21 protein-coding genes are annotated in these 21,190 nt (G+C 67.7%); 12 read left to right on the top strand and 9 right to left on the bottom strand.

The features are described 5' to 3' along the window. A partial coding sequence (locus tag AC07X5_RS32465; protein ID WP_494773527.1) for a hypothetical protein occupies positions 1–219 on the top strand: 219 nt, incomplete at its 5' end. A gap of 132 nt (positions 220–351) precedes the next feature. After that, positions 352–1,596, top strand: a complete 1,245-nt coding sequence (locus AC07X5_RS32460) for an MFS transporter (protein ID WP_494773526.1) — start codon at positions 352–354, stop codon at positions 1,594–1,596. 3 nt (positions 1,597–1,599) lie between these two features. Here the strand turns inward: AC07X5_RS32460 and AC07X5_RS32455 are convergent, their stop codons facing one another. After that, positions 1,600–1,935: a DUF1330 domain-containing protein gene (locus AC07X5_RS32455; RefSeq protein ID WP_494773525.1), complete on the bottom strand. Its 336-nt coding sequence runs from the start codon at positions 1,933–1,935 to the stop codon at positions 1,600–1,602. 258 nt (positions 1,936–2,193) lie between these two features. Here AC07X5_RS32455 and AC07X5_RS32450 point away from each other — a divergent pair, with 258 nt between their 5' ends. Continuing rightward, positions 2,194–2,478: a hypothetical protein gene (locus AC07X5_RS32450; protein ID WP_494773524.1), complete on the top strand. Its 285-nt coding sequence runs from the start codon at positions 2,194–2,196 to the stop codon at positions 2,476–2,478. A gap of 535 nt (positions 2,479–3,013) precedes the next feature. Here the strand turns inward: AC07X5_RS32450 and AC07X5_RS32445 are convergent. Further along, complete coding sequence (locus AC07X5_RS32445; protein WP_494773523.1) at positions 3,014–3,412, bottom strand: hypothetical protein; 399 nt, start codon at positions 3,410–3,412, stop codon at positions 3,014–3,016. 90 nt (positions 3,413–3,502) lie between these two features. Here AC07X5_RS32445 and AC07X5_RS32440 point away from each other — a divergent pair, with 90 nt between their 5' ends. The 4 genes from AC07X5_RS32440 to AC07X5_RS32425 all read left to right on the top strand — a co-directional run bounded on the left by AC07X5_RS32440 (position 3,503) and on the right by AC07X5_RS32425 (position 5,940). Further along, positions 3,503–3,865 carry a hypothetical protein gene (locus AC07X5_RS32440; protein WP_494773522.1) on the top strand — a complete coding sequence of 121 codons (363 nt, stop codon included), beginning with the start codon at positions 3,503–3,505 and terminating at the stop codon, positions 3,863–3,865. A gap of 386 nt (positions 3,866–4,251) precedes the next feature. After that, positions 4,252–4,530: a hypothetical protein gene (locus AC07X5_RS32435; protein ID WP_494773521.1), complete on the top strand. Its 279-nt coding sequence runs from the start codon at positions 4,252–4,254 to the stop codon at positions 4,528–4,530. 47 nt (positions 4,531–4,577) lie between these two features. Further along, positions 4,578–5,399, top strand: coding sequence for an AraC family transcriptional regulator (locus AC07X5_RS32430; protein WP_494773520.1), 822 nt, complete (start codon positions 4,578–4,580; stop codon positions 5,397–5,399). 94 nt (positions 5,400–5,493) lie between these two features. Continuing rightward, positions 5,494–5,940 (top strand): VOC family protein, encoded by a 447-nt coding sequence (locus AC07X5_RS32425; protein WP_494773519.1) that lies wholly within the window; start codon positions 5,494–5,496, stop codon positions 5,938–5,940. 12 nt (positions 5,941–5,952) lie between these two features. On the opposite strand, the gene AC07X5_RS32420 is transcribed toward AC07X5_RS32425, so the two are convergent. From AC07X5_RS32420 to AC07X5_RS32410, 3 genes are read right to left on the bottom strand one after another with little or no spacing between them, the layout of a single operon-like run. After that, a complete protein-coding gene (locus tag AC07X5_RS32420) occupies positions 5,953–7,410 on the bottom strand; it encodes an ATP-binding protein (protein ID WP_494773518.1) in 1,458 nt (485 codons plus the stop codon). Next, positions 7,410–8,099 carry a response regulator transcription factor gene (locus AC07X5_RS32415; protein ID WP_494773517.1) on the bottom strand — a complete coding sequence of 230 codons (690 nt, stop codon included), beginning with the start codon at positions 8,097–8,099 and terminating at the stop codon, positions 7,410–7,412. The genes AC07X5_RS32420 and AC07X5_RS32415 overlap by 1 nt, the downstream gene beginning before the upstream one ends. Then, the gene (locus AC07X5_RS32410) at positions 8,100–8,831 is read right to left on the bottom strand and encodes a PepSY domain-containing protein (RefSeq protein ID WP_494773516.1); all 732 of its coding nucleotides are present in this window, start codon (positions 8,829–8,831) and stop codon (positions 8,100–8,102) included. Between the two features lie 139 nt (positions 8,832–8,970). On the opposite strand from AC07X5_RS32410, the gene AC07X5_RS32405 reads away from it, so the two are divergent. Further along, on the top strand, positions 8,971–9,609 hold the full coding sequence (locus tag AC07X5_RS32405) for a PepSY domain-containing protein (RefSeq protein ID WP_494773515.1): 639 nt from the start codon (positions 8,971–8,973) through the stop codon (positions 9,607–9,609). A gap of 66 nt (positions 9,610–9,675) precedes the next feature. On the opposite strand, the gene AC07X5_RS32400 is transcribed toward AC07X5_RS32405, so the two are convergent. Both AC07X5_RS32400 and AC07X5_RS32395 read right to left on the bottom strand, forming a co-directional pair. Next, positions 9,676–9,807 carry a hypothetical protein gene (locus AC07X5_RS32400; RefSeq protein WP_494773514.1) on the bottom strand — a complete coding sequence of 44 codons (132 nt, stop codon included), beginning with the start codon at positions 9,805–9,807 and terminating at the stop codon, positions 9,676–9,678. Then, positions 9,804–10,403 carry a hypothetical protein gene (locus tag AC07X5_RS32395; protein WP_494773513.1) on the bottom strand — a complete coding sequence of 200 codons (600 nt, stop codon included), beginning with the start codon at positions 10,401–10,403 and terminating at the stop codon, positions 9,804–9,806. Before AC07X5_RS32395 ends, AC07X5_RS32400 begins: the two co-directional genes overlap by 4 nt. A 652-nt stretch (positions 10,404–11,055) precedes the next feature. On the opposite strand from AC07X5_RS32395, the gene AC07X5_RS32390 reads away from it, so the two are divergent. Beyond that, positions 11,056–16,383 carry a DUF4347 domain-containing protein gene (locus AC07X5_RS32390; RefSeq protein WP_494773512.1) on the top strand — a complete coding sequence of 1,776 codons (5,328 nt, stop codon included), beginning with the start codon at positions 11,056–11,058 and terminating at the stop codon, positions 16,381–16,383. A gap of 218 nt (positions 16,384–16,601) precedes the next feature. Here the strand turns inward: AC07X5_RS32390 and AC07X5_RS32385 are convergent, their stop codons facing one another. After that, on the bottom strand, positions 16,602–17,078 hold the full coding sequence (locus AC07X5_RS32385) for a tetratricopeptide repeat protein (protein WP_494773511.1): 477 nt from the start codon (positions 17,076–17,078) through the stop codon (positions 16,602–16,604). 703 nt (positions 17,079–17,781) lie between these two features. Here AC07X5_RS32385 and AC07X5_RS32380 point away from each other — a divergent pair. Beyond that, the gene (locus AC07X5_RS32380) at positions 17,782–18,264 is read left to right on the top strand and encodes a thermonuclease family protein (RefSeq protein WP_494773510.1); all 483 of its coding nucleotides are present in this window, start codon (positions 17,782–17,784) and stop codon (positions 18,262–18,264) included. 163 nt (positions 18,265–18,427) lie between these two features. Here AC07X5_RS32380 and AC07X5_RS32375 read toward each other — a convergent pair whose 3' ends face one another. Beyond that, the gene (locus AC07X5_RS32375; RefSeq protein ID WP_409961129.1) at positions 18,428–19,063 is read right to left on the bottom strand and encodes a TetR/AcrR family transcriptional regulator; all 636 of its coding nucleotides are present in this window, start codon (positions 19,061–19,063) and stop codon (positions 18,428–18,430) included. A gap of 87 nt (positions 19,064–19,150) precedes the next feature. On the opposite strand from AC07X5_RS32375, the gene AC07X5_RS32370 reads away from it, so the two are divergent. Both AC07X5_RS32370 and AC07X5_RS32365 read left to right on the top strand, forming a co-directional pair. Then, on the top strand, positions 19,151–20,374 hold the full coding sequence (locus AC07X5_RS32370; protein ID WP_494773509.1) for an MFS transporter: 1,224 nt from the start codon (positions 19,151–19,153) through the stop codon (positions 20,372–20,374). Between the two features lie 557 nt (positions 20,375–20,931). Beyond that, positions 20,932–21,078 carry a hypothetical protein gene (locus tag AC07X5_RS32365; RefSeq protein ID WP_494614700.1) on the top strand — a complete coding sequence of 49 codons (147 nt, stop codon included), beginning with the start codon at positions 20,932–20,934 and terminating at the stop codon, positions 21,076–21,078. Positions 21,079–21,190: the final 112 nt, after the last annotated feature.

The following is a 21,190-nucleotide window of genomic DNA, read 5'->3' as shown; positions in this document are numbered from 1 at the left end:
AGCGAAGCGAAGGGACGCAGACTGGGGGCCGCCTTCTCTTTGGTGACTTTCTCTTGGCGGCCCAAGAGAAAGTTACTCCGCCGCCGGGCGGACATCCCGGCCTCCGCCCTCAAAACAAGAACAGAAGCCACCATCGACAACAAACAAAAACAACCCAAGCCCCCGACAGACACAGAGGCCCTCATAGTGCAGTTTTTCTACGCCATACCCCAAATTTAATCGATTGCCGACCCCGGTGCGCAAAGCCACAATCTGCAAGACATCTGCTGGCCTTTGCACGCTGCTACCACCCGTGCATACACCAGCCCAAGCACCGTCTGTATCCTCCAAATCCAGAGCCTCTCCATTCCCATGCCAGAACGCAGCACACCACCATCAGCCAGCCCCCCACCCACCACCCCCTGGCTTATCGTCGCCGTGGCCGCCGCCATCCTCATGGTCACCATGGGCTCGCGCCAGTCGCTGGGCCTGTTCCTCTCGCCCATCAACACCCACACTGGCCTGGGTGTGGCCAGTATCAGCTTTGCCATGGCCATCGCGCAGCTCGTCTGGGGCGCGGTGCAACCCGTCTTCGGTGCCGTGGCCGACCGCTGGGGGCCCGGCCGCGTCATCGTGCTCGGGGCCGTGCTGCTGGCGGCGGGCTCGGCACTCACCACCCAGGTCACCAGCCAGTTCGGGCTCATCTTCGCCATCGGCCTGCTCAGCGCGGCGGGCGCCGGGGCGGGCAGTTTTTCCATCCTCATCGGCGCCACGGCACAGCGCATTCCGGCCGAGCGCCGCTCCTTTGCCGGCGGCGTGATCAACGCCGGCGGCAGCGCCGGGCAGTTTGTCTTTGCGCCGCTCAACCAGGCCATCATGTCCGCCTTCGGCTGGATGAGCGCCATGTGGACCATGGCCGTGCTCGCCCTCACCACCGCCCCCATGGCCTGGTGGCTGCGTGGCAGCGACCGCAAGGCCCAGGCACAGGCCAGCGCAGGCAGCGCCAGCATGACGCTGCGCCAGCAGCTGCGCGTGGCCCTGCGCGACCGCAGCTACTGGTGCCTGCACGCGGGCTTTTTTACCTGCGGCTTCCACATCGCCTTCCTGGTCACGCACATGCCCGGCGAGGTGGCGCTGTGCGGCCTGAGCCCCAACGTCGCCGCCACGTCGCTGGCCATCATCGGCCTGGCCAACGTGGCTGGCAGCCTGGCCGCTGGCGCCCTGGGCTCACGCGTGCGCATGAAGATGATTTTGTTCTGGATGTACGCCTCGCGCGCCGTGGCCGTGCTGCTGTACCTGGCCGCGCCCAAAGACGCGTGGACCTTCTACGCCTTCGCCGCCGTGCTCGGCGCCACCTGGCTGGCCACCGTGCCGCCCACCGCGGGGCTCACCGCCAAGCTCTTCGGCACCCGCTACCTGGCCACGCTGTTCGGCCTGACCCTGCTGAGCCACCAGATCGGCGGCTTCTTCGGCGCCTGGCTGGGTGGCCTCACGGTGGTCAACACCGGCGCCTACACCTGGATGTGGTGGGCCGATGCCGCGCTGGCCCTGGCCGCGGCGCTGGTGAACCTGCCGATCAAGGAGGCGCGGGTGGTGCCCCGGGCCGCTGCGGCCTGAGCCCTACACCCCCAACTTCCCCAACAACCCTACCGCCCGGTACGGCACCTCCTTCACCCCCTCCAGCAAAAATACCGTGGAGCGCGAATGCTGCGTGCGCAGCGGGATCAGCGGCGCATAGGCGTCCGATTCGTACCAGGCCCGCGCCTGCTCAATGCTGGGGAAGCGGATCACCACGCAGTCCCCGCCGAAGGCGCCCTCGCGCAGCTCCGGGCGCGTGCCGTGCACCAGGAACTCACCGCCATAGGGCTCCAGAGTGGCGTCGATGCGCTGCAGGTAGCTGACGATGTCAGGGCCGAACTGCAGGTCTTCGAGCAGGCCGATGGCGTAGGCGGACATGGTGGATCTCCTTGGATGAACAAAACAACCGTGGTGTGCGCCGCGGGCACCGTGTGCGCCCGAAGCAGCTGTCGGGGTCCACTGTAGAAGCCGCCCTGCTGCGCGTCGATTACCTGGCAGGTCATGGTTCCTGCGAGACAGGGCCCCATCGGCGGTCCCCTTGCCGCCGGCCGAACACCATCCGGGGTTACATTCGGGTGCACGGGCAAGCCTGCCCCCTTTTCCACAACCCACCCACCACCGAGGAGTGATGCCGAGATGACCGCCGCCCAGCCAGCGCAGGCGCCACAGCCCGCCCAGGCCACCACCCACCACCAGGCCGCCACCGCCTGCCTGAACGCCTGGCTGGCGGCCCTGGCCGCCGACATCCAGCACGAAAGCAACCGCCCCAACCCCGACACTGCCAAGATGGAGCGCCTGGTCGCCGAGCGCAGCAAGCTGTTCCAGGAGCGCACCGCGCTGGAAGCCAACGACAAGGCCGCCGTCGCCCGCGTCGTCGCCGACTACGCCGCCGCACTGCAGTCGCGCAAGCTCAAGGTCTGACCTCCTGAGCCCCCCGGGGTCCGCGATGACCGCGATGCTGACCCGGCCCCCCGTGCCCGCACTGCGCCCCTTCGTGCGCCTGCTGTGGGCCGGGTTCACGCCGCCGTCGCCCGCTTCAGGCGAGCATGCGATGCACAGTCTGGTCCATCAAACTGGGTCACTTGGTCCAAATGAGATGACCTCGGGCCGCCAAGCCTGGGGACCACCGCTCCTTCAGACCTACTTCACAAAGATGGGCGCCAGATTCGGGAAAACCCGTATCTGCTTGCAGACAAGAAGGAACCGCGCCTTTGCGTCGATCAAAGTGATCTCGCCTGAATCGACTTGTCGCCACTCAAGATCCACATCGCCCCAGGCCGTTGTCGCCTCCAATCGGGTGCAGCCATTGCAAACCATATGGAGATTCTCTGACGTCCACCGCCATGTGATGCGGATCGTCAGTTCGCTGAGCGATGCGGAATACTCCCACAAACCAGCCATCCCACCACGGGCGCGCTCTATGGCCGCTTCGGCTCAGCTCTTCTCACGCTGGACATCATTCCGGAGCCTCCTTGCGTCGCGTCGCTGAAGCATCAAAAACCAGAAGGCCGGTCGTGCTGTCGACCGGCACCCTAATGCCGTAGTACGACTTTCCCTTGGTGTTCTGGATATCAAAAACGACGTTCCAATACCTTCTATCCGGCAAGTAGTCGGGTCCCTCGCTGCTGTCAAGCGCGCGCCGCCCCCTCATCATTTCTTCACCGGCCTTCAGATTCACCGTGAATCCAGCAAAGTACTCTCCATCCGCGAAGCGCAGGCTTTCAAAAGCCTTGTTAAGCGCCGCTTGCGGCGTCACCACTGGAGGGTTTGGCTGGGCAAAGCCCATACAGGGCAACAGCACCAGCCAGCATTTGAGCAGCCACGATACGCAGTGCTTCGTGCACGAGAGATTCATATGTTTCGGTTCCGCAAAAGGCGTTGCCCGTAGTATGAACACAGTCTCCTACGGAGCCTGAAACCCCGCCCCCACCGATACACTGCCCCCATGACCCCCACCCCTGCAGCAGCAGACAAGCCGCCACCGCACCCCGCCACCCGCGAGGACTTCCTCCCCTTCATCCCCACCCACAACCTGCAAACCCTGGCCATCCTGAACTGCCTGCCCGCCGGCCTGCAGGCCTGCCTGCTGGCCGAGCTGCGGCGCGGCAACCCGCTGGTGCAGGTGGAACGGGCCGACTGGCCCCACCCGGGCAGCCTCTTCATCTCACTCGGTGAACTGTTCGACCCGGCCACGCGGGCCATGGCGCCCGGCCTGGGCGTGGCATGGCGCCAGGTCAACGACCCGCACTACTGGCGCGAAGACCTGTCCCAGATCCGCGATGGGGTGGAACACCTCGTCGTGTGCTGACCGGATACCGGGGCGCTCATTCCCGGCGCAAGGCCAGCTTGCGCAGCGGCTTGCCCCCATCGATGAACAGCCGCCCGCCAGGCACCAGCGCCCGGGCGACGCATTCCGGGGCCCGCCACCCCGTTTCGGGGTGTCGCCCATCGAGCGCCTCGACGCGAATTGCAAACGCCAGGTCGTAGCGCGGCCCGCCGGCAGCATGCCGGCATGCAGCGGCCAGGCACCCACCATCTCGGCCAGCCGGGGTGACCAGTACGCAGGGTTCATGAAGACATTGTGCTGCTTCGTGCGCGATGATGGGCGCCGTGCGCCGCAGGCGCGTTACATTCGAGCCCACGGGGGGACAAACGCCCCTCCCCCACCCACAAGACCACCCAGGAGCCATGACGATGACCGCCGCCCAGCCAGCGCCACAAACCACCACCGCCCCCACCCACCACCAGGCCGCCACCGCGTGCCTTGCCGCCTGGCTCGCGGCCGTGGTGGCCGAGATCCAGTACGAAAGCAACCGCCCCAACCCCGACACCGCCAAGATGGAGCGCCTGGTGGCCGAACGCAGCAAGCTGTTCCAGGAGCGCACCGCGCTCGAGGCCAACGAAAAAGGCGCCCTGGCCCGCGTGGTCGCCGACTACGCTGCCGCCCTGCAGGCCCGCCGCTTCAAGGTGTGACCGAGAGGCCGCGCCCAAGGCACTGAACCATCCACAGGGCTGCACCCATGCTTGCCCGCCCGCCCATCGCCCCGCTGCGCCCCTTCGTGCGCCTGCTCTGGGCGGGTTTCACACCGCCAGCGCTCGCCCGGCCCGGGCGCGAGCATGTGCTGCCCACCGGCCACATGCACCTGGCCCTGCGCTGGGGCGGGCCGCCGCTGCAACTGCTGCCGGCAGGCGATGCGCAGCCGGATGCCCAGGCCTGGTCCCCCGGCCCGGCCGTGGTGGGCGGTGCCCGGGCCGGCTACTACGCCAAGCAGGCCGGCACGCATGGCTGGTCGGTCGGGGCCCAGCTTGAACCCGGCGCCGCGGGCGCCCTGCTGCGCACCAGTGCGGCCGACCTGGCCGAGCGCCACACCCAGCTGGCCGACGTGTGCGGGCCGGGCGCGGTTGCGCAGCTGATGGAGCGCCTGCAGGCGCAGAGCGACCTTGAGGCCTGCCTGCGCGTGCTCGAAACCTGGCTGCTGGCCCGCATGGTCCGTACCGTGCGCGGCCTGCACCCGGCCATCGCCGCCGCCCTGGCCAGCCTGCACGCGGGCGCCCCGGTGCAGCAGGCCGTGCAGGCCAGCGGGCTCAGCCACCGGCACCTCATCGCGCAGTTCCGCGATGCCACCGGACTGGCACCCAAGCAGCATGCCCGTGTCTTGCGGCTGCAAGCGGCGCTGGCCGGGCTGCAAGCGCCTGGTGTGCCCGCAGCCGGCATTGCCGCCGACGCCGGCTTTTCAGACCAGGCGCATTTCACACGCGAGTTCCACACCCTCACCGGCGTCACGCCCACCGCCTGGCTGCGCGCCGCGCCCGCACAGCGCAACCATGTGCGCGTGGGTTGAAAGAGCACGTCTGCCGCAGGGTCACTTTTCTTCAAGACACGTGGGGCCGCCGGGCCTACAGTGCTCCTGAACGTCCAACCCCAGGAGATGCCCCATGGTCCATGAACTCTACCCTTACCTGCACGTCGCCGACGGCGCGGCAGCCATCCGCTTCTACCAGCAAGCCTTCGGCGCGCGCGAGCTGTTCCGCCTGACCGAGCCGCCCACCGGCCGGCTCGGCCATGCCGAACTCGACTTCGGCGGCACCACACTGATGCTGAGCGACGAGTACCCCGAGATGGGCATAGAGGGCCCACGCCCCGGCGCCCCCACCTGCGTGTCGCTGCACCTGCATGTGGACGATGCCGACGCCGTGATCGCCCGCGCACTGGCGCTGGGCGCCACGCTGGAGCGGCCGGCACAGGACGAGTTCTATGGCGAGCGCGGGGGCGTGGTGCGCGACCCCTTCGGCCACCGCTGGAACATCGGCCACTCCATCGAGAAAGTCACGCCCGAGGAAATGCAGCGCCGCTACGACGCGCTGATGGCGCAGGGCAGTTGATCCGACAGGGACTCACGCCTGCACCACCCCGCGCAGCTCCACACGCACCTGCAGCCCGCGCAGGCTGCCGCTCTTGCCCAGTGCCAGCCGCCCCCCATAGGCCTGGGCGATCTGGCCCGCAATGGCCAGGCCCAGCCCGCTGCCCTGCACCGTCTCGTCAAAGCGCAGGCCGCGCTGGCCGGCGGCCTGCAGCTGCGCGGGCGTCATGCCAGGGCCATCGTCTTCCACCTGCAGCACCAGGGCCACCGCCTCGGCGCCCTGCCCGGCCACCTGTCCTGACGCCTGCACGCCCAGGGACAGGCGCACCTCCGATGCCGCCCACTTGCCTGCGTTGTCCAGCAGGTTGCCCAGCACCTCCTCCAGGTCGGCGCGCTCGCCGCGCCACCGCAGGTGGCCTGCCGGGGCCTGGGCGCCGTCCAGGCCATCGACCATGGCCCAGGCCAGTTCCTGCGCGGCGTGCAGGCGCTGCATCATCTGCAGCACCTGGCCCGCGCATTCGCGCACATCCACCGCCGGGCCGGCAGCGCCGGGATGGGCCAGCAGCGCATCGCTCATGGTGCGCGCCTGGTAGCGGTCCACCAGCTGGGCCATGGCAGCCACCTGGCGCTGCACCTCGGCAGCGGGCACCAGGGCCTGTGCGCTGGCCTGGGCGCTGAGCAGGGCCAGGGGCTTCTTGAGGGCGTGGTTCAGGTCGGCGGCATGCGCGCGGGCGCGTGCCACCACATGGGCGTTGTGCGCCAGCAGGCCGGCCAGCTCGGCCTGCAGGGGCTGCAGGTCGCGCCCGGTGGGGGCGGCCAGGTGCTGCGCCACATCGGCGCCCGGGCCCTGGGGCGCGCGCAGGGCCGCCAGCAGCGCCTCCAGCCGGCGCAGCGGCGCCAGGCCCACACGCACCTGCAGCCAGGCCAGGGCGCCGGCCAGGGCCATCAGCGCCAGGGCGGCCAGTACCAGGGTGCGGTCGATCTGGCGCATGCTGTCCTGCAACTGCGCGGCCGGGCCATAGACCACCAGCGTGGCCTCGGCCACGGGCGGCCCGATCTGCACGGCGCTGGCGTAGGCCAGCAGGGGTTCCTGCATCGGCCCCGTGGCCATGTGCAGCACGGGCGAGCCGCGCGCCGGCCCGGCTGCGGCGGGCGGTGCGTCCATGTCCCACAGCGAGCGCGAGCGCAGCACCTGCCTGCCGGCCTGCACCCGCCAGTACCAGCCGCCGTAGATGGCGCTGAACTCGTCCACCGCGCCGGCCTGCTCGCGCAGGCCGCCCTGCGGGCCCACCAGCAGCCGCGCGCCCACGCGCTGGGCCTTGTCGCGCAGCACCTGCTCGAAGCTGGCCAGCAGGCTCTGGTGCATCTGCACGCGCAGCCACCAGCCGCCCGCGCCCACCAGCACCAGCATGGGCACCAGGGCCAGCAGCACGATGCGCGTGGCCATGGGCCACTGCGCCAGTTGCAGCGCCAGCCGCTGGGCCAGTGCCATCAGGCCGGCCCCCGGGCTGCATCCTCGGGCCCGGCCTCCAGCCGAAAGCCCTGGCCGCGCTCGGTCACCAGCCGCGGCGCGCCACCGAGCTTGCGCCGGATGCGGCCGATCAGCACGTCCAGGGTGTTCGAGTCCGGGTCCAGGTCGCGCGCGTACACATGCTCGCTGATGTCGCCGCGCGTGAGCAGCCGCCCCGGGTGATGCATGAAGTAGGCCAGTATGCGGTGCTCCTGCGCCGTGAGCTGCAGGCCCTGGCCCTGCAGCGCAAAGCGGCCCTGCACCACGTCGTACTCCAGCGGTCCGGCGCGCAGCACGCTGGCGGCCACGCCCGCCGTGCGCCGCAGCATGGCGCGCAGGCGCAGCACCACCTCGTCCATCAGAAAAGGCTTGGTCAGGTAATCATCGGCTCCGGCGTTGAAGCCCGCCAGCTTGTCGCTCCAGCGGTTGCGCGCCGTCAGCACCAGCACCGGCCAGCCGCACCCCGCCTCGCGCCAGTCGCGCAGGGTGCTCAGCCCGTCCTTGAGCGGCAGGCCCAGGTCCAGCACCGCGGCACTGTAGGCCTCTGCCGTGCCCGCGAAGGACGCGGCCTCGCCATCGTGCTCCACATCCACGGCAAAGCCCGCCGCCTCCAGCGCCTGCCGCAGTTGGCCGGCCAGCGCCTCGTCATCTTCCACCACCAATACACGCATTCAGTCATCTACCTTCTGGCGCAGTACCTGCAGCGTCATGGCGTCCACCTCCAGCTCCAGCTTGTGGCCGTTGGGCTGCAGCAGCTCCACGCTGTAGTGGGGCTGGCGGCGGTGGTCGGTCTCCAGCTCCACCTCCAGCACCAGGCCCGCAAAGCGCGGGTGCAACGATTCGAGCATGGCCCACATCGGCTTGATGTCCGCCTTGGGCGCGGCGCCCTGGGGCGGGTGGATCACCTCGCCGGTGGACACGTCCATCAGCAGCTTCATCTGGCCCGCGGGCTTTTCGGAAAGCTTGACCTCGTACACCGCCTGGCCCTGCGCATCGCGCTCGAACTCCACCTCCGACACGCGCGCGCCATAGCGCTGCTCCAGCCGCTTGATGTAGCGCGCCATCTGCGCCGGGGCCACGGGCTGGGTGGGCCAGTCGCTCTCCTGCGCCACCACGGCACCCGTGGCTGCGTCCACCAGCACCTCGTGCTTGCGGCCCTGCGCGTCGATGAGCTTGATCTCGTAGCGCAGCTCGCCCTTGCGCCCGCGCTCGGTCTCCACGTCGATCACGCGGCCTTTGTACTGGCGGCTGATCTCGGCGATCACGCTGTTGAGCGGCTTGAGCTGGCCGCTCAGCACCCCGCGCCGCGCCGCCTCCTGCTCTGCGGGCATGCCCAGCGGGGGCGCCGCCAGCGCCGGTGCACAGGCCAGCATCAGCGCCGCGCACGCGGCCCTGATGCTCATCCTTCGGCTCATCCTTCGTTCCATCGCGCGGATTATTGCGGACGAATCTAAACGCCCCATGAACAAGGGCTTCACACCGTGTTTAGGCAGGGCTGGCCACACTGCCCTCCATACCGACCAACCCTGAAAGGAAAACACCGTGAAGAAGAAGACCCTTGCCACCCTGACCCTGGCCGTAGCCGCCGCCCTGCCCTCCATCGCCCTGGCCCTGGGCGCGCAGGACGCGCTCAACGTCATCGCCCAGAACCAGTACGTGGCCGTGCACGACCTGCAAAAACAGTACGGCTACTGGACGGCGAAGGCCATCTCCAACGACGGCCAGCGCGCCACCGTGCTCGTGAAGGACGCCGACGCCAGCTTCACCGCCGTGCGCAAGAGCGACATCGGCACCACCCTGCCCGGTGTGGCCCAGGTGGCCCAGGCCCTGCGCGCCGGCGGCTGGGCCTATGTGCACGACCTGGAACTCGACGACGGCTTCTGGCAGGCCGAGGCGCGCCAGAATCTGCTGGGCGAGAAGGTGGAATTCGTGCTGCACCCGCAGACGCTGGAAGTGCTCAGCCAGGTGGGTCGCAGCGGCGGCACCGTGGGCGGGCAACCCGTGCTGGCGGCCGCGCAGATCAGCCAATCCCTGCAGCAGGCCGGCTACACCCGCGTGCGCAGCGTGGAGTACGACGACGGTTTCTGGGAGGCCGACGCCACCAACACCGCCGGCCAGTCCGTGGAACTGCGCCTGGACCCACACACCGGCCGCGTGCTCAGCGAGCGGCTGGACGACTGACCGGCGGGCAGGCCCCATTGCCTGCCGTTGGCCTGCACGCGCAGGCCGGCAGGCTGGCGCCCTCCCTTACCAGGGCCGTCCCACCACCAAGCGCACGGGCTGGCGCACGGTGCGCAGGCCCTCGTACAGCTCGGCCTGCAACTCGCCCTTGGGCAACGGGGCATCGAACTTCCAGGTCTGGCGGTAGTCGGCGTTCATGCGTTGCCAGCCGCCGCGCTCGCCGTGCACCACCTGGCCCGAAGCAGCTTGAACGACAGCGTCTTGATGCGCTGCAGCGAATCGTTGCCCTCGATGTTCAGACTGTTGCCCTCGACCTTGAACTGCCGAATTTCCACGCCGCCCAGCTTGAAAGCGCCAGGGCGCTGCGGGTCCAGCGCCTGCGCGGCCTTGCTGCTGCCGGTGGCCACGGTCAAGGGCACCGTACCCTCGAAGACCAGGCCGCTCACGGGCCTGTCAGGCAGGCGGTTGATGGCCAGATTGAAGCTGCGCGTGCGCCCGTCGGCCGAGAACTTTGGAAAGCCGCTCACCTCGGCGCTTCCGAAGGCCTGGCTGCTCTTGTCGGGGAAGATGGCCGTGACCTTCACTTCGCCCTTGTCCATGAAGCCGCCGGTCTCCTGAACGAACTGCAGGCTGCGGCTCACGGCCACGGCGTTCACCTCTACCTTCTCTTGCGAAGGCGATGCGCCAAAGGCCGTGAGGTTCTTGTCTCGACCAGGCGGCGCTTCGATGAAGGTCACACCGGTGATTTTCAGCTCCAGATCGTCGCGGGCCTGGGCGGCCGCAGGGCCGGACATGGCAGCGAAGGTGGCAATCAAGGCAAGCGAGAACGGAGGTAGCAGGCGCATTGGATGGAACAGGGTTTGACATCGAAGGGAAGGAGCCAGCAAGCGAAGGCGTGCGGCAGGCTTGCCGCCCATGCTTTCGGCCAATGCCTGATGGTAGCGCCACGGCGAGTGGCAAAAGCGGACAACAAGACCCAGCGAAGCGGTTGTGGGGAAGGCGCATCACCATTCATTTCACCACCGCGCTGACACCGGCATGCGGATGGGTGCGCCAAGTGCGGCGCAGCCCATGGTGGAACAGGGGCAAGCCGTGCGACAACACGCGGCAAAGGCGCCACAAGCGTCTGCCTTCCGCTCCAGGAACGTATTGACGATCTTTTCAGGGCCGCGCAAGTCCCATGCCGGGCTGGGATCTTTGCCTCGGCAACAGCGAATTCGCCTTGGCATGCCTGCGCGGCCCCCAGCTTGGCCCGCGCGCATGCTGGGTGCGAAGCAGATCAGCGGCGCGGGGGGATCGCCGCCACACCACGCAGGCGCCCGCTCAGTGGATGGGGAAAGCCATCTTGGCAAAGCATTGCTTGCGCTTTGTCCAACCCATTTCCACAATAGTATGTGTACACTTTTTGTGGTGCAGGCAAAGCCTGCGATCCTACACCGCCATTCCATGTCTTACCAGCCAGCAGAAACCCACAACGGCAATCGCGCATCCCAGGTCAGCCTTGAAGCGCCAGCGGCGATTTCGGCCCAGCCCACGCGCACAGACATTTTCTTTGTCGACGGCCAATTGGAAAGCGCAGAGCAGATCGTCCAGGGCCTTCCAGCGGGGGCAGAAGTGTTCATTCTGAACCCGGCGCAAAACGGCATTGCCCAGATGGCCGCCTACCTCGCGGGGCGGGAAGGTATCGACTCCATCACCCTGATTTCCCATGGCAGCCCAGGCGCCGTGCAGGCGGGGTCGGCCTGGCTCTCGGCACACACCATGCAAGACCACCGCAGTGATCTGGAGCGGATTGGCCAGTCCCTGGCGGCCGACGGGGACCTCCTGCTCTACGGCTGCAAGGTGGCCGAGGGCGGGCAAGGGCAGGCGCTGCTCGACACCATTGCGTCCATCACGGGTGCAGACGTCGGCGGCTCCACCGACAACACCGGCGCCGCGCACTTGGGCGGCAACTGGGCGCTGGAGCGCAGCACGGGCCCCATCGAGGCATTCCAACTCTCCGCCGCTGCGGGCCTGGGCGGCTACGCCAACCTGCTCGGGGCCGCAACCGTCCAGATCTTTGACACTGTCATCCTCAACGATGGCGAGTACACCTACGTGCCACAGGGTCAAGCCGCGACCTTCGAAGGCTGGACGTTCTCGGTGATCGGCAGGGATGGGAGCATTGATCCCGACAGCCTTCTTGTCTTTACCAACCAGACCTCTGTAACTGGTCTGGCGAATAACGCCAGCGACAAGGCCTTGCTCCTGCAAGGCGCCTACGACAATTCCGTGGGCCAGGCCGCCGCAGTGCTCAAATCCACCGACGGCGGGAAGTTCAGTTTCAAGTCCGTCACGGTGGAGAATTTCCAGAGCTCGGGCGATGACTACGCGCTGGTGGGCTATCGCGATGGGCAAGCGGTTGACGACGCTCGGCAGACCTTTCAGACCGCTTCCAATATGTCGGGCGGAATCATCGTGTCGGTGTCCGGCAGGCCGTGGGAGTACCTGGACGAGGTCCGCATCGTGCGCGCCGGCGGCCAGACCGATATTTCCATATCCATTGACGACGTGTTCATCGGCGCAGCGGTGCCTCCAAGTACCGCCCCGGTGATCAGCGACATCGGTGGTGATGTCGTCAGCGCTACCGAGAGGGGTCCGGCGGTGGCGCTCGATGCCGGCGGCGATGCGCTGGTCACCGACACCGACAGCGCCAACTTCGCCGGTGGCCTGCTCAGCGTGAACATCATCACCAACCGCTCGGTGACCTACGATTCGCTCGTCGTGATCCACCAAGGCAACGCCGCCGGGCAGATCGGAGTGAGCGGCAACACGGTCAGCTATGGAGGGGTGGCCTTCGCGACGTTCAGCGGCGGGACCGGGAACGACAGCCTGGACTTTGCTCTGAACAGCAACGCCACGCCGGCGGCGGTTCAGGCCCTGATGCGCACCGTGGGCTTTCTCAACAGCCATCCGGACGATCCGGTCAATGCGACGCGCACCATCAGCTACAGCCTCACCGATGGCGGCGGCGGCACCTCGCCCACCTACACCTCGCAGGTGCAGTTCAACGCCATCAACGATGCGCCCACGCTCACGGGCACGGGTCTGTCGCCCACTTTCACCGAAGGCGGCAGTCGGGTCAACCTGTTCAATATCAGCGCCGCCAGCACGGTGGAACAGGGCCAGGGTTTCACCTCATTCGGCCTGCAGATCACGAATGTGAACGATGGCTCCAGCGAGTCGCTGGCCATCGATGGCTCCACCGTCGCGCTCTTCAACGGCAACACGATCGGCTCCACCGCCAACAACGGCCTGCAGGTCTCGGTCAGCGTTGCCGCAGGCGTGGCCACCGTCACCGTATTGGCCAGCTCCTCGCTCGTGAGCTCTACCCTGCGGACGGTGCTCAACGGTATCAGCTACAGCAACGCCAGCGAGAACCCGAGCACCGGCTCCCGCGTGGCGTCGATCACCTTCCTCAAGGACAGCGGCGGCACCGCCAATGGCGGTACGGACACGGCATTCGGGCTGCAGAGTTCCACCGTCACCGTGCTGTCGGTCAACGATGCGCCCGTCGTGACCACCAGCGGGGGCCCGGTGGTCTTCACCGCTGGAGACAACACGGCGTCGACGCCGGTGGCCATTGATGCAGGCCTCACCGTCTCCGACGTGGATACCGGTACGCTGGCCCACGCCACCGTCGCCATCACAGGCAACCTCCGCATTGGCGAAGATCAATTGGTGTTTGTCAACAACAATGCCGCACTCTACGGCAACATCACCGCCAGCTACAACGCCGCAACGGGTGAGATGACGCTGGCCTCGGCAGGGAGCACGGCCACCGTGGCGCAATGGCAGGCAGCGCTGCGCACGGTGCGCTACACCGATACTGCGATCACCCCCAACGCGTCTACCCGAACGGTCAGCTTCACCCTCAACGACGGCACCAGCAACAGCAATGCGCCGACCAGGACCATCCAGGTGGTGCCGGTCGACCAGACCCCGCTGCTGAACCTCACCGGTGGCAGTGCGTCTTTCACCGAGGGACAGGGCCCGGTGAAGATCGACCCGGGGCTGATGGTGTCCGACCTGGACAACAGCACCCTCGCGGCGGCAACGGTGCAAGTCTCGCAGAATTACCGAAGTGGTGAAGACGTGTTGCAGTTCACCAATACCAGCAGCGCGACCTACGGCAATATCGTTGGCAGCTTCAGCACTGCCACGGGCACGTTGACGCTGGCTTCCGCAGGCAGCACGGCCAACCTGGCCCAATGGCAGGCGGCGCTGCGGGACGTGTCATACAGCAACAGCTCCCAAAGCCCGCTTACCGACAGCCGCACCATCAGCTTCAGCGTGAACGACGGGGTCAAAAGCAGTGCCGTGGGCACCAAGGGCATCGATGTGACGGCGGTCAATGACGATCCCGCGCTGGCCAATCCCCTCGCAGACCAGACCGCGCCAGAAGACGCGGCCTTCAGCTTCGTGATTCCGCTCAATGCGTTTGCAGACGCCGACGCTGGCGACACCCTCACCTACAGCGCCCAGCTCTCGAATGGCGATGCGCTGCCGGCATGGCTGAGCTTCGATCCTGCGACGCGCACGTTCAGTGGAACCCCTGCCAACGCAGACGTTGGCACCCTGGTCATTACCGTCAGTGCCAGCGACGGACATGGCGCGCCGGCAACAGACACCTTCAGCATCACCGTTGCCAATACCAACGACGCGCCCACGCTCCATGCACCCCTTGCCGACAAGGGCGCCACGGCAGGATCGGTGTTCAACTTTCAAGTCGCCGCCAACACCTTCACCGACGTCGATCTGGGAGACACCCTCAGCTTCAGTGCACGGCTGGATGGCGGGGCCGCATTGCCTTCATGGCTGCACTTTGATCCCGTCACGCGTTCGTTCAGCGGTACTCCTGCGGCCGGTGACGTAGGCGTGCTGGACATCGAGGTGGTTGCTGCCGACAGCCAGGGCGCAACAGCGGCGGACACTTTCCGGCTTGTGGTGAGTGAGCAGGTGTTTCCGCCCGACCCGGTCGCCCCGCCCTCCGCCATTGTCGATGGCGTGCCCGTCACCACTGCACCCGGCCCCGGTGGCTCCACCGTCATCACGGTGCCCGTGGTACAGCCAACGCGCCCTGAAACACCTGGCAGCAAGACGCCCCTGGCGGACATTCCCATCGCCACCGGCCCCAGCGGCCAGCCCGTGGTCTCTGTCGGCGTGCCCAACGGCGTGGGCCTCACGGCCGAAGGCCTGGCCAACAGCACCAGCGGCGCTGCGGCGCTGGCCGAACTGGGGTTGCGCATCGAACGCGTCACCGGCCCCAACACCGAACTGACCAATGCCGGCAACGCCTTCTATGCCACCCTGGCCGCAGGCGAGCAGCTGAATGTGCAGATCCTCAAGCCCACCATAGGCCCCGGGTATGACGGCAGCCAACCTCTGGTCATCAACGGCAGCACCAACGCTGCGGATGGCAAGCAGGCCATCATCATCGATGCCCGCAGCCTGCCCGGCGGCACCGTCATCCAGGTGGAAAACATCGAGTTCGTCGCCGTGGTGGGCGATGTGCGCGTCATTGGCGGTGCAGGCCAGAACATTGCCAGTGGCGATGGCGGCGCCCAATGGATCGTGCTTGGTGCCGATGACGACGTGATCCACGGCGGTGCAGGCAATGATGTGGTGGGCAGCGAAGCCGGCGACGACCAGGTGTTTGGCGATGCGGGCAACGATACCGTCTTCGGCGGCGCCGGCAACGACATGCTGTCGGGCGGCACAGGCAGCGACCGGCTCAATGGCGGCACCGGCTTCGATGTGGCGCTGCAAGAGGGCAAGGGAAGCGATTACGCCGTCACCCTGGACGGAGCCGGTATCAAGCTCACGCACACCGCATCGGGCGTGTCCGACTGGCTGGTGGACGTGGAGCAGGTCCGCTTCGAAACAGGCCCGGCTCTCACCATCGCGCACAGTGCTGCCCAAGAGGCTGCCGCGTACCTCTTCACCAAGTGGCTGGGGCGCGACCTGGGCCAAGGCGAAGGCGCCGCCATCCAGGGCGTATCCGGTTGGCGCGCCGAGCAGGTGGCCAGCGCCTTCGCACAGCTGTTTCCGACCCAGACCGCAGGCAAGACCGCGGCCCAATTGCTCGACGGCATGCCCTCCGCGGGGGCCATCCGCGTGGATGCGGTGCGCGAGGTCACGGTCACTGGCGATGCGGGCAACAACGTGATCACCCCCACCTTGGGCCTGGCCCGGTATGTGGACGGCGGGGCGGGAATCGACACGCTGGTCCTTCCCGCAGCGCTGGCGCAGACCCGTGTGCAGCATGGCGCCGATGGCAGTTACACGCTGCAGCGCATGACCGACGGTGCCATGCTCGATGCGACGAATGTCGAGCGCGTGACCTTCACCGACACCAGGATCGCGCTGGACCTCCATGGCCATGCCGGCGAAGCCGCCCGCCTGCTGGGTGCACTGGCCGGCCCCGCAGCCCTGGCCAACAAGGGCCTGGTGGGCGAAGTGATCCGCATGCTGGACGCCGGCCTCAGCAGCCAGGCCATTGCAGGTGCGGGCTTGCAGATACTGGGCGCGGGCACACCGACGCAGATCGCTCAAACCCTTTGGACCAACGTAGCCGGCCGCGCCGGCAGCATGGGTGAAATCAAGGTCCTCACCGACATCTTGGCCAGTGGCGTTTCGGGCGCCGAACTGGCGGTGATGGCAGCGCACCTGGATGCGACGGCTGCGCGCATCGACCTGGTGGGGCTGGCGGCCAGCGGCATCGAGTTCGCCTGAGCCTGTCCTGGTGTTCTGAGCTGGAAGGCCGTTCAAGAAAGAAATCTGCCGAAATCGCTGCCAGGCCAGGCCAGGCGCAGGCGCGCTCCCGGCCCCGGGCCGGTCAACACCAATATCGGGCCAGCCGCAGGCAAGGCCCCTGCCTGCGCGCCGGGATTGTCCATGCCGACAAAGACCTTCGCGACCCCGAAAACGGTGTGTATGGCCCCTCGCCCATGTCAGTTTTCGCGCCCGGGCATCTGCGCAAGCAGGCGGCGCGCCTCCTCCTGCGTCTCTTGCAGCGCGGTACTGCTGTCGATGGCCATGGCCAGGTACTTCCTCACCCGGTCGGATTCCAGCTCGCTCACCATGTAGAGCTTGGCCAGCTGCAGCGCTGCCTCGGCGTCGCCGGCATCCAGCGCGCGCAGGAACCAGTGCTTGGCGCTCACCATGTCGCCCATGCAGCGGTAGCTGATGCCGATGTTCAGGAACGCCAGCTCGCTGCCCGCGGCAATGGCCTTCTTGTCCCATTCGATGGACTGCGCCAGGTCGATGCGCACGCCCTCGCCCGCGCCATACATCACCGCGACCATGGCCATGCAGTCCACGTCGCCCGCCTGCGCCCCCGCCAGAAAGCCCTTGAAGGCCTTGTTCAGGTGCCCCCGGTCATAGGCCTCGGTGGCATCTTCATAGGGGTTGTGCTGTGCATCGGACATGGCGCTACCTTCCTGTCGAAAATGAAGAAAGAAACAGAAGATTCCGGGCGCGGCGGCAGGCCCCGGAAACGGCCATCATGCACGGCTTTCATGACGGACGGTCGCCCCGGGCCATGCCCACGTGCACCAGCATGAAGACGAACAGCAGAATGCTGGCACCTCCACCCAACAGCACCGCCCCGATGGGCGCGGGCGCCAGTGCAAACGCCGGCAGTGGCTCAGCAACAGCATGTCGCCCGCAAACAGCAGGGCGCCCAGCACGCCAGTCCAACCGGCAAGGCGTGAGGAAGGCGCAGGCATGCAGGGTCGCATGGGCCTGCATTCTTACCCATCAAGGGCGCGCGGGGCGTGCCTTGCGCTGCAGGCGTTGTGCGCGGCACACGGGCAGGTGGCCGCCGCGAATACCCGACGGCCGCGCAAAGGCAGGCGATCCGGTGCGCTGCGTCCCTTTGCACATGCCCAGGCATTTGGGTGAGCCCCCCAAAACCGCACTTGGAGCCGTTGCAGTCCGGCCCAGTCATAGCAAAATAGCGCCACAAAAATTCCACCAACACACAATTGGGGTGAGAGGGATGGCAGAACCTACCAACAAGCGCCGCCCGCATGCCGCGGCGCGGGAAGCGGGGTGCACGTGCGTGCATGCGCCTGCACACGCACCCGCCGGCACCGCTGCAGCCACCACCCCGCACCACCCGGCCCCGCCATGCCCCTGACCACCGCCACCTTGCTCTGCCTGGTCGTTGCCATCCACGACGGCGACTCTTTCCGCGCCCGCTGCGGCGACGTCACGCGCAACGAAGAGACCTTCGTCGCCATCCGCGCCATCGACGCGCCCGAACTGCGCCAGCCCTATGGCGATCTCTCGCACAAGAGCCTGGTCAACCTGTGCCTGATACCTCAGAAGGTCAAGCTCAGCAACCTCTCGGTGGACGTGCACGGCCGCACCGTGGCCGACGTGGAATGCCAGGGCAAGGACGCCGCCGCCGAGCAACTGCGCGCCGGCATGGCCTGGTTCGACCCCAAGGTGGGCCTGGGCTACGAGGCGCTGGCCGACATCCAGCTGCGCGCCCAGGCTGCCGGGCGCGGGCTGTGGGTGCAGAACAGTCCGCTGCCGCCCTGGGACTGGCGCGCCACGCGCAAGCTCAAGCCCACGGGCCCCGTGGCCAACCCGCAGCGCTACCCCTGAGCCACCCCGCCACTCGCCCATCAGCCAACGAACGCGGTGGGCCCGCAGGTGCAGGTTCCTGCTGCGCCCTTGGGCAGGCCCGCAGCGCTGGCCTTTTCCGCATCCCGGCTGATCCGCGCCTGCGGCCATGCCGCAGTGGTGGCGCCACACGGAGCGCGCTGCCCTACTCCAGCATCGGCCCCGCCAGGCCATCCAGCGCCACGGCGGCATCGCTGCGCTGCGCGCCCGGCCGGCCCGCGCCGGCCATGCAGCCCGCCACCAGCCCCCGCACCAGCGCATGGCTGGCCCGGGCGGGGCCGAACAGCGTGCGGTAGATGATGGGAGCGACCACGCCGTCCATGATCGCCTCCACCGTGGGCACGGCCTCGCCGCGGGCCAGGCCGCGGGTGATGATGATCTCGATCTGGCTGGCCGTGTAGGCCGCGCACTGGCTGGGCACGGCCATGCTGCCCTGTATGCGACCGGCCAGCACGTCGCGCAGCATGGTCTGCCCGACCTCGGAGCCCATTTCCTCGAAGAACTGCTCCGCCCAGGCCTGCAGGTCACCCTCCACGCTGCCGCTGTCCACGGGCTCCGTCTCGGCCCTGAAGCGGTCCAGCGCCACATCGGCCAGCAGTTCGGCCAGGTCGCCCCAGCGGCGGTACACGGTGGAGGGGGTGACGCCCGCGCGCGCGGCGATCAGCGGCACCGTGAGCTGGGCGCGGCCGATTTCCTCGGCCAGCTCGTTGGTGGCGCGGTGCACGGCGGCCTGCACGCGGGCGCTGCGGCCCCCGGGGCGCAGGTTGGGTCGAAGGTTCATGCCGCCATGCTAAAGCAAAATTTTTGCTTTAGTGGTTTAATACCGCAAAAGCAAAGTCTTTGCTTTAATGGCGTACCGGAAATTTCCATGGCACTCAATCCCACGGCGGCTGCCGCTGCCCTCCCCGCTCCCACGGCGCCCGCCCGGCGCATGGGGCGCACCCCGGCCTTGTGGCTGCTGGCGTCCATCCTGGTGGGGTTTCTGGCGGCGTCGAGCGCGCCCTCGCCGCTGTATGCGCTGTACCGCGACAGCTGGGGCTTTTCGGCGCTGACGCTGACGCTGGTGTTCGCCAGCTACGCCTTTGCCCTGCTCACCACGGCCCTGGTGTTCGGCACCTTCTCGGACCACCGGGGCCGGCGCGAGGTGGTGCTGCTGGCGCTGGTGCTGGAGATCGCCTCCACCGTGCTCTTCTGGCAGGCCGATTCGGTGGCCTGGCTGTTTGCCGCGCGCACCGTGCAGGGCCTGGCCACGGGCATTGCCACCAGCGTGCTCAGCGCGGCACTGATCGACCTGCACACTGAGCGCGGCGCGCTGGTCAACACCGTCTCGCCCATGCTGGGCATGGCCGTGGGGGCGCTGGGAACGAGCGCGCTGGTGCAGTTTGCGCCCACGCACACGGCGCTGGTGTTCGAGCTGCTGCTGGTGCTGTTCATAGCGCAGGCGGTTGCCGCCGTGTTTTTGCCAGAGACGGTGGCACGCCGCCCGGGCGCCTGGCGCTCGCTGCGCCCGCGCATTGCCATACCGGCCAGCTCGCGCAGCACGCTGGCGCGCATATTGCCGCTGAACACGGCGCTGTGGGCGCTGGGCGGTTTCTACCTGTCGCTCGGGCCCACGCTGGCGCGGGTGATCACGGGCAGCCATGCGCCGGTGCTGGGCGGGGCGCTCATCTGCGCGCTGGTGCTCACGGCCGCCGTGGCCATTCTCTTCGTGCGCCTGCGCCCACCGCACCAGGCCCTGCTGGTAGGCACCTGGGCCCTGGTGCTGGGGCTGGCCATCACGCTGGTCGGCGTGGCCCTGCATTCGAGCGCGGCTTTCTTTGCGGGCACGGTGGTGGCGGGGGTGGGGTTCGGCTCGGGCTTCAACGGCTCGCTGCGCAGCCTGGTGGGCACTGCCTCCGCGGCGGAACGCGGGGGCCTGATGTCGGGCTTTTTCGTGCTGAGCTACCTGGCATTCAGCCTGCCGGCGATTGCGGCAGGGCTGGCGGCAGGCTATTTTGGGCTGCACGCCACGGCGCTGGGGTTTGGCTTGGCGCTGCTGGCGTTGGGGCTTGCGGCGCTGGGTTTGATGCTGCGGCGGAGGGCTCAAGCCTGAGCAGGCCTTTCGACCAACGCCAGTCTGGTCAGGAGTAAATGGCCAGGCTCAACGACAGTGCGGCAACAATGGCAATGGCCTGGATGCCAAAGACGATTCCCAAGATAGGCATGTGGTCCTCCGTGAAGATGCACCAAGCGTAGAACGCACTGCAACAATTTCCTGCAGTCTTTTGCAATATGGCCGGGTCGGATAATTCCTACGCGGCAAAGCGCTTGCACCATGGCTGCCCTGACCAGCCGACCCGGACCTGGCTTCTCTTTTTGGATACGCATCAATGGGCTGTCGTCCTACAAAACGGGGCGGGCGAGGTCCTTAGTATTCACCTGTCGATACCGCATCGACACCCACCCCTCCCTTGCTAAACAGCAAGTTGCAGCCCGCCCACCAGCGGGCTGTTTTTTTGGTGGAATGCATGCGCTGCAGCCCGGCGCCGCCCTGCATCTCCATTGCCAGCCCACCGATAGGCCGCGTCGAACCCGTCCGACACGCGCGACGCCCCGTCAGCGCGCCAATGGAGGCATGGCCCCTTGTCCGGGGCCCATGAGGAGACGGCCATGTCCCGCACCCACCGCACCCAGCCCGAGAAGCTCCGCCCGCGCGACATCAAGCGCCGCCGGCAGTGGGAGGCCATGCAGCGCCCGGCGCGCGAAGCGCTGCTGTTTCCGGAGCCGGAAGCGCCGCAGTGGAAGCCGTTGGGGTGATTCGGCTTTTGCTTTTGTGGTGACTGCATGCCTTTGTTGAGGGCGGGAGCCGGGATGTGCGCCCGGCGGCGCAGTAACTTTCTCTTGGGCCGCCAAGAGAAAGTCACCAAAG

The organism is Acidovorax sp. GW458-11-26-14-TSB4 (assembly GCF_059423865.1).
The sequence above is the reverse complement of the archived record's forward strand: the minus strand, read 5'-3'. Positions and strand labels throughout refer to the sequence as shown.

Coding starts and splice junctions, on each gene's coding strand:
- AC07X5_RS32460 (WP_494773526.1), top strand. CDS start 352: ATGCCAGAACGCAGCACACCACCATCAGCCAGCCCCCCACCCACCACC.
- AC07X5_RS32455 (WP_494773525.1), bottom strand. CDS start 1,935: ATGTCCGCCTACGCCATCGGCCTGCTCGAAGACCTGCAGTTCGGCCCT.
- AC07X5_RS32450 (WP_494773524.1), top strand. CDS start 2,194: ATGACCGCCGCCCAGCCAGCGCAGGCGCCACAGCCCGCCCAGGCCACC.
- AC07X5_RS32445 (WP_494773523.1), bottom strand. CDS start 3,412: ATGAATCTCTCGTGCACGAAGCACTGCGTATCGTGGCTGCTCAAATGC.
- AC07X5_RS32440 (WP_494773522.1), top strand. CDS start 3,503: ATGACCCCCACCCCTGCAGCAGCAGACAAGCCGCCACCGCACCCCGCC.
- AC07X5_RS32435 (WP_494773521.1), top strand. CDS start 4,252: ATGACCGCCGCCCAGCCAGCGCCACAAACCACCACCGCCCCCACCCAC.
- AC07X5_RS32430 (WP_494773520.1), top strand. CDS start 4,578: ATGCTTGCCCGCCCGCCCATCGCCCCGCTGCGCCCCTTCGTGCGCCTG.
- AC07X5_RS32425 (WP_494773519.1), top strand. CDS start 5,494: ATGGTCCATGAACTCTACCCTTACCTGCACGTCGCCGACGGCGCGGCA.
- AC07X5_RS32420 (WP_494773518.1), bottom strand. CDS start 7,410: ATGGCACTGGCCCAGCGGCTGGCGCTGCAACTGGCGCAGTGGCCCATG.
- AC07X5_RS32415 (WP_494773517.1), bottom strand. CDS start 8,099: ATGCGTGTATTGGTGGTGGAAGATGACGAGGCGCTGGCCGGCCAACTG.
- AC07X5_RS32410 (WP_494773516.1), bottom strand. CDS start 8,831: ATGAGCATCAGGGCCGCGTGCGCGGCGCTGATGCTGGCCTGTGCACCG.
- AC07X5_RS32400 (WP_494773514.1), bottom strand. CDS start 9,807: ATGAACGCCGACTACCGCCAGACCTGGAAGTTCGATGCCCCGTTGCCC.
- AC07X5_RS32395 (WP_494773513.1), bottom strand. CDS start 10,403: ATGTCCGGCCCTGCGGCCGCCCAGGCCCGCGACGATCTGGAGCTGAAA.
- AC07X5_RS32390 (WP_494773512.1), top strand. CDS start 11,056: ATGTCTTACCAGCCAGCAGAAACCCACAACGGCAATCGCGCATCCCAG.
- AC07X5_RS32385 (WP_494773511.1), bottom strand. CDS start 17,078: ATGTCCGATGCACAGCACAACCCCTATGAAGATGCCACCGAGGCCTAT.
- AC07X5_RS32380 (WP_494773510.1), top strand. CDS start 17,782: ATGCCCCTGACCACCGCCACCTTGCTCTGCCTGGTCGTTGCCATCCAC.
- AC07X5_RS32375 (WP_409961129.1), bottom strand. CDS start 19,063: ATGAACCTTCGACCCAACCTGCGCCCCGGGGGCCGCAGCGCCCGCGTG.
- AC07X5_RS32370 (WP_494773509.1), top strand. CDS start 19,151: ATGGCACTCAATCCCACGGCGGCTGCCGCTGCCCTCCCCGCTCCCACG.
- AC07X5_RS32365 (WP_494614700.1), top strand. CDS start 20,932: ATGTCCCGCACCCACCGCACCCAGCCCGAGAAGCTCCGCCCGCGCGAC.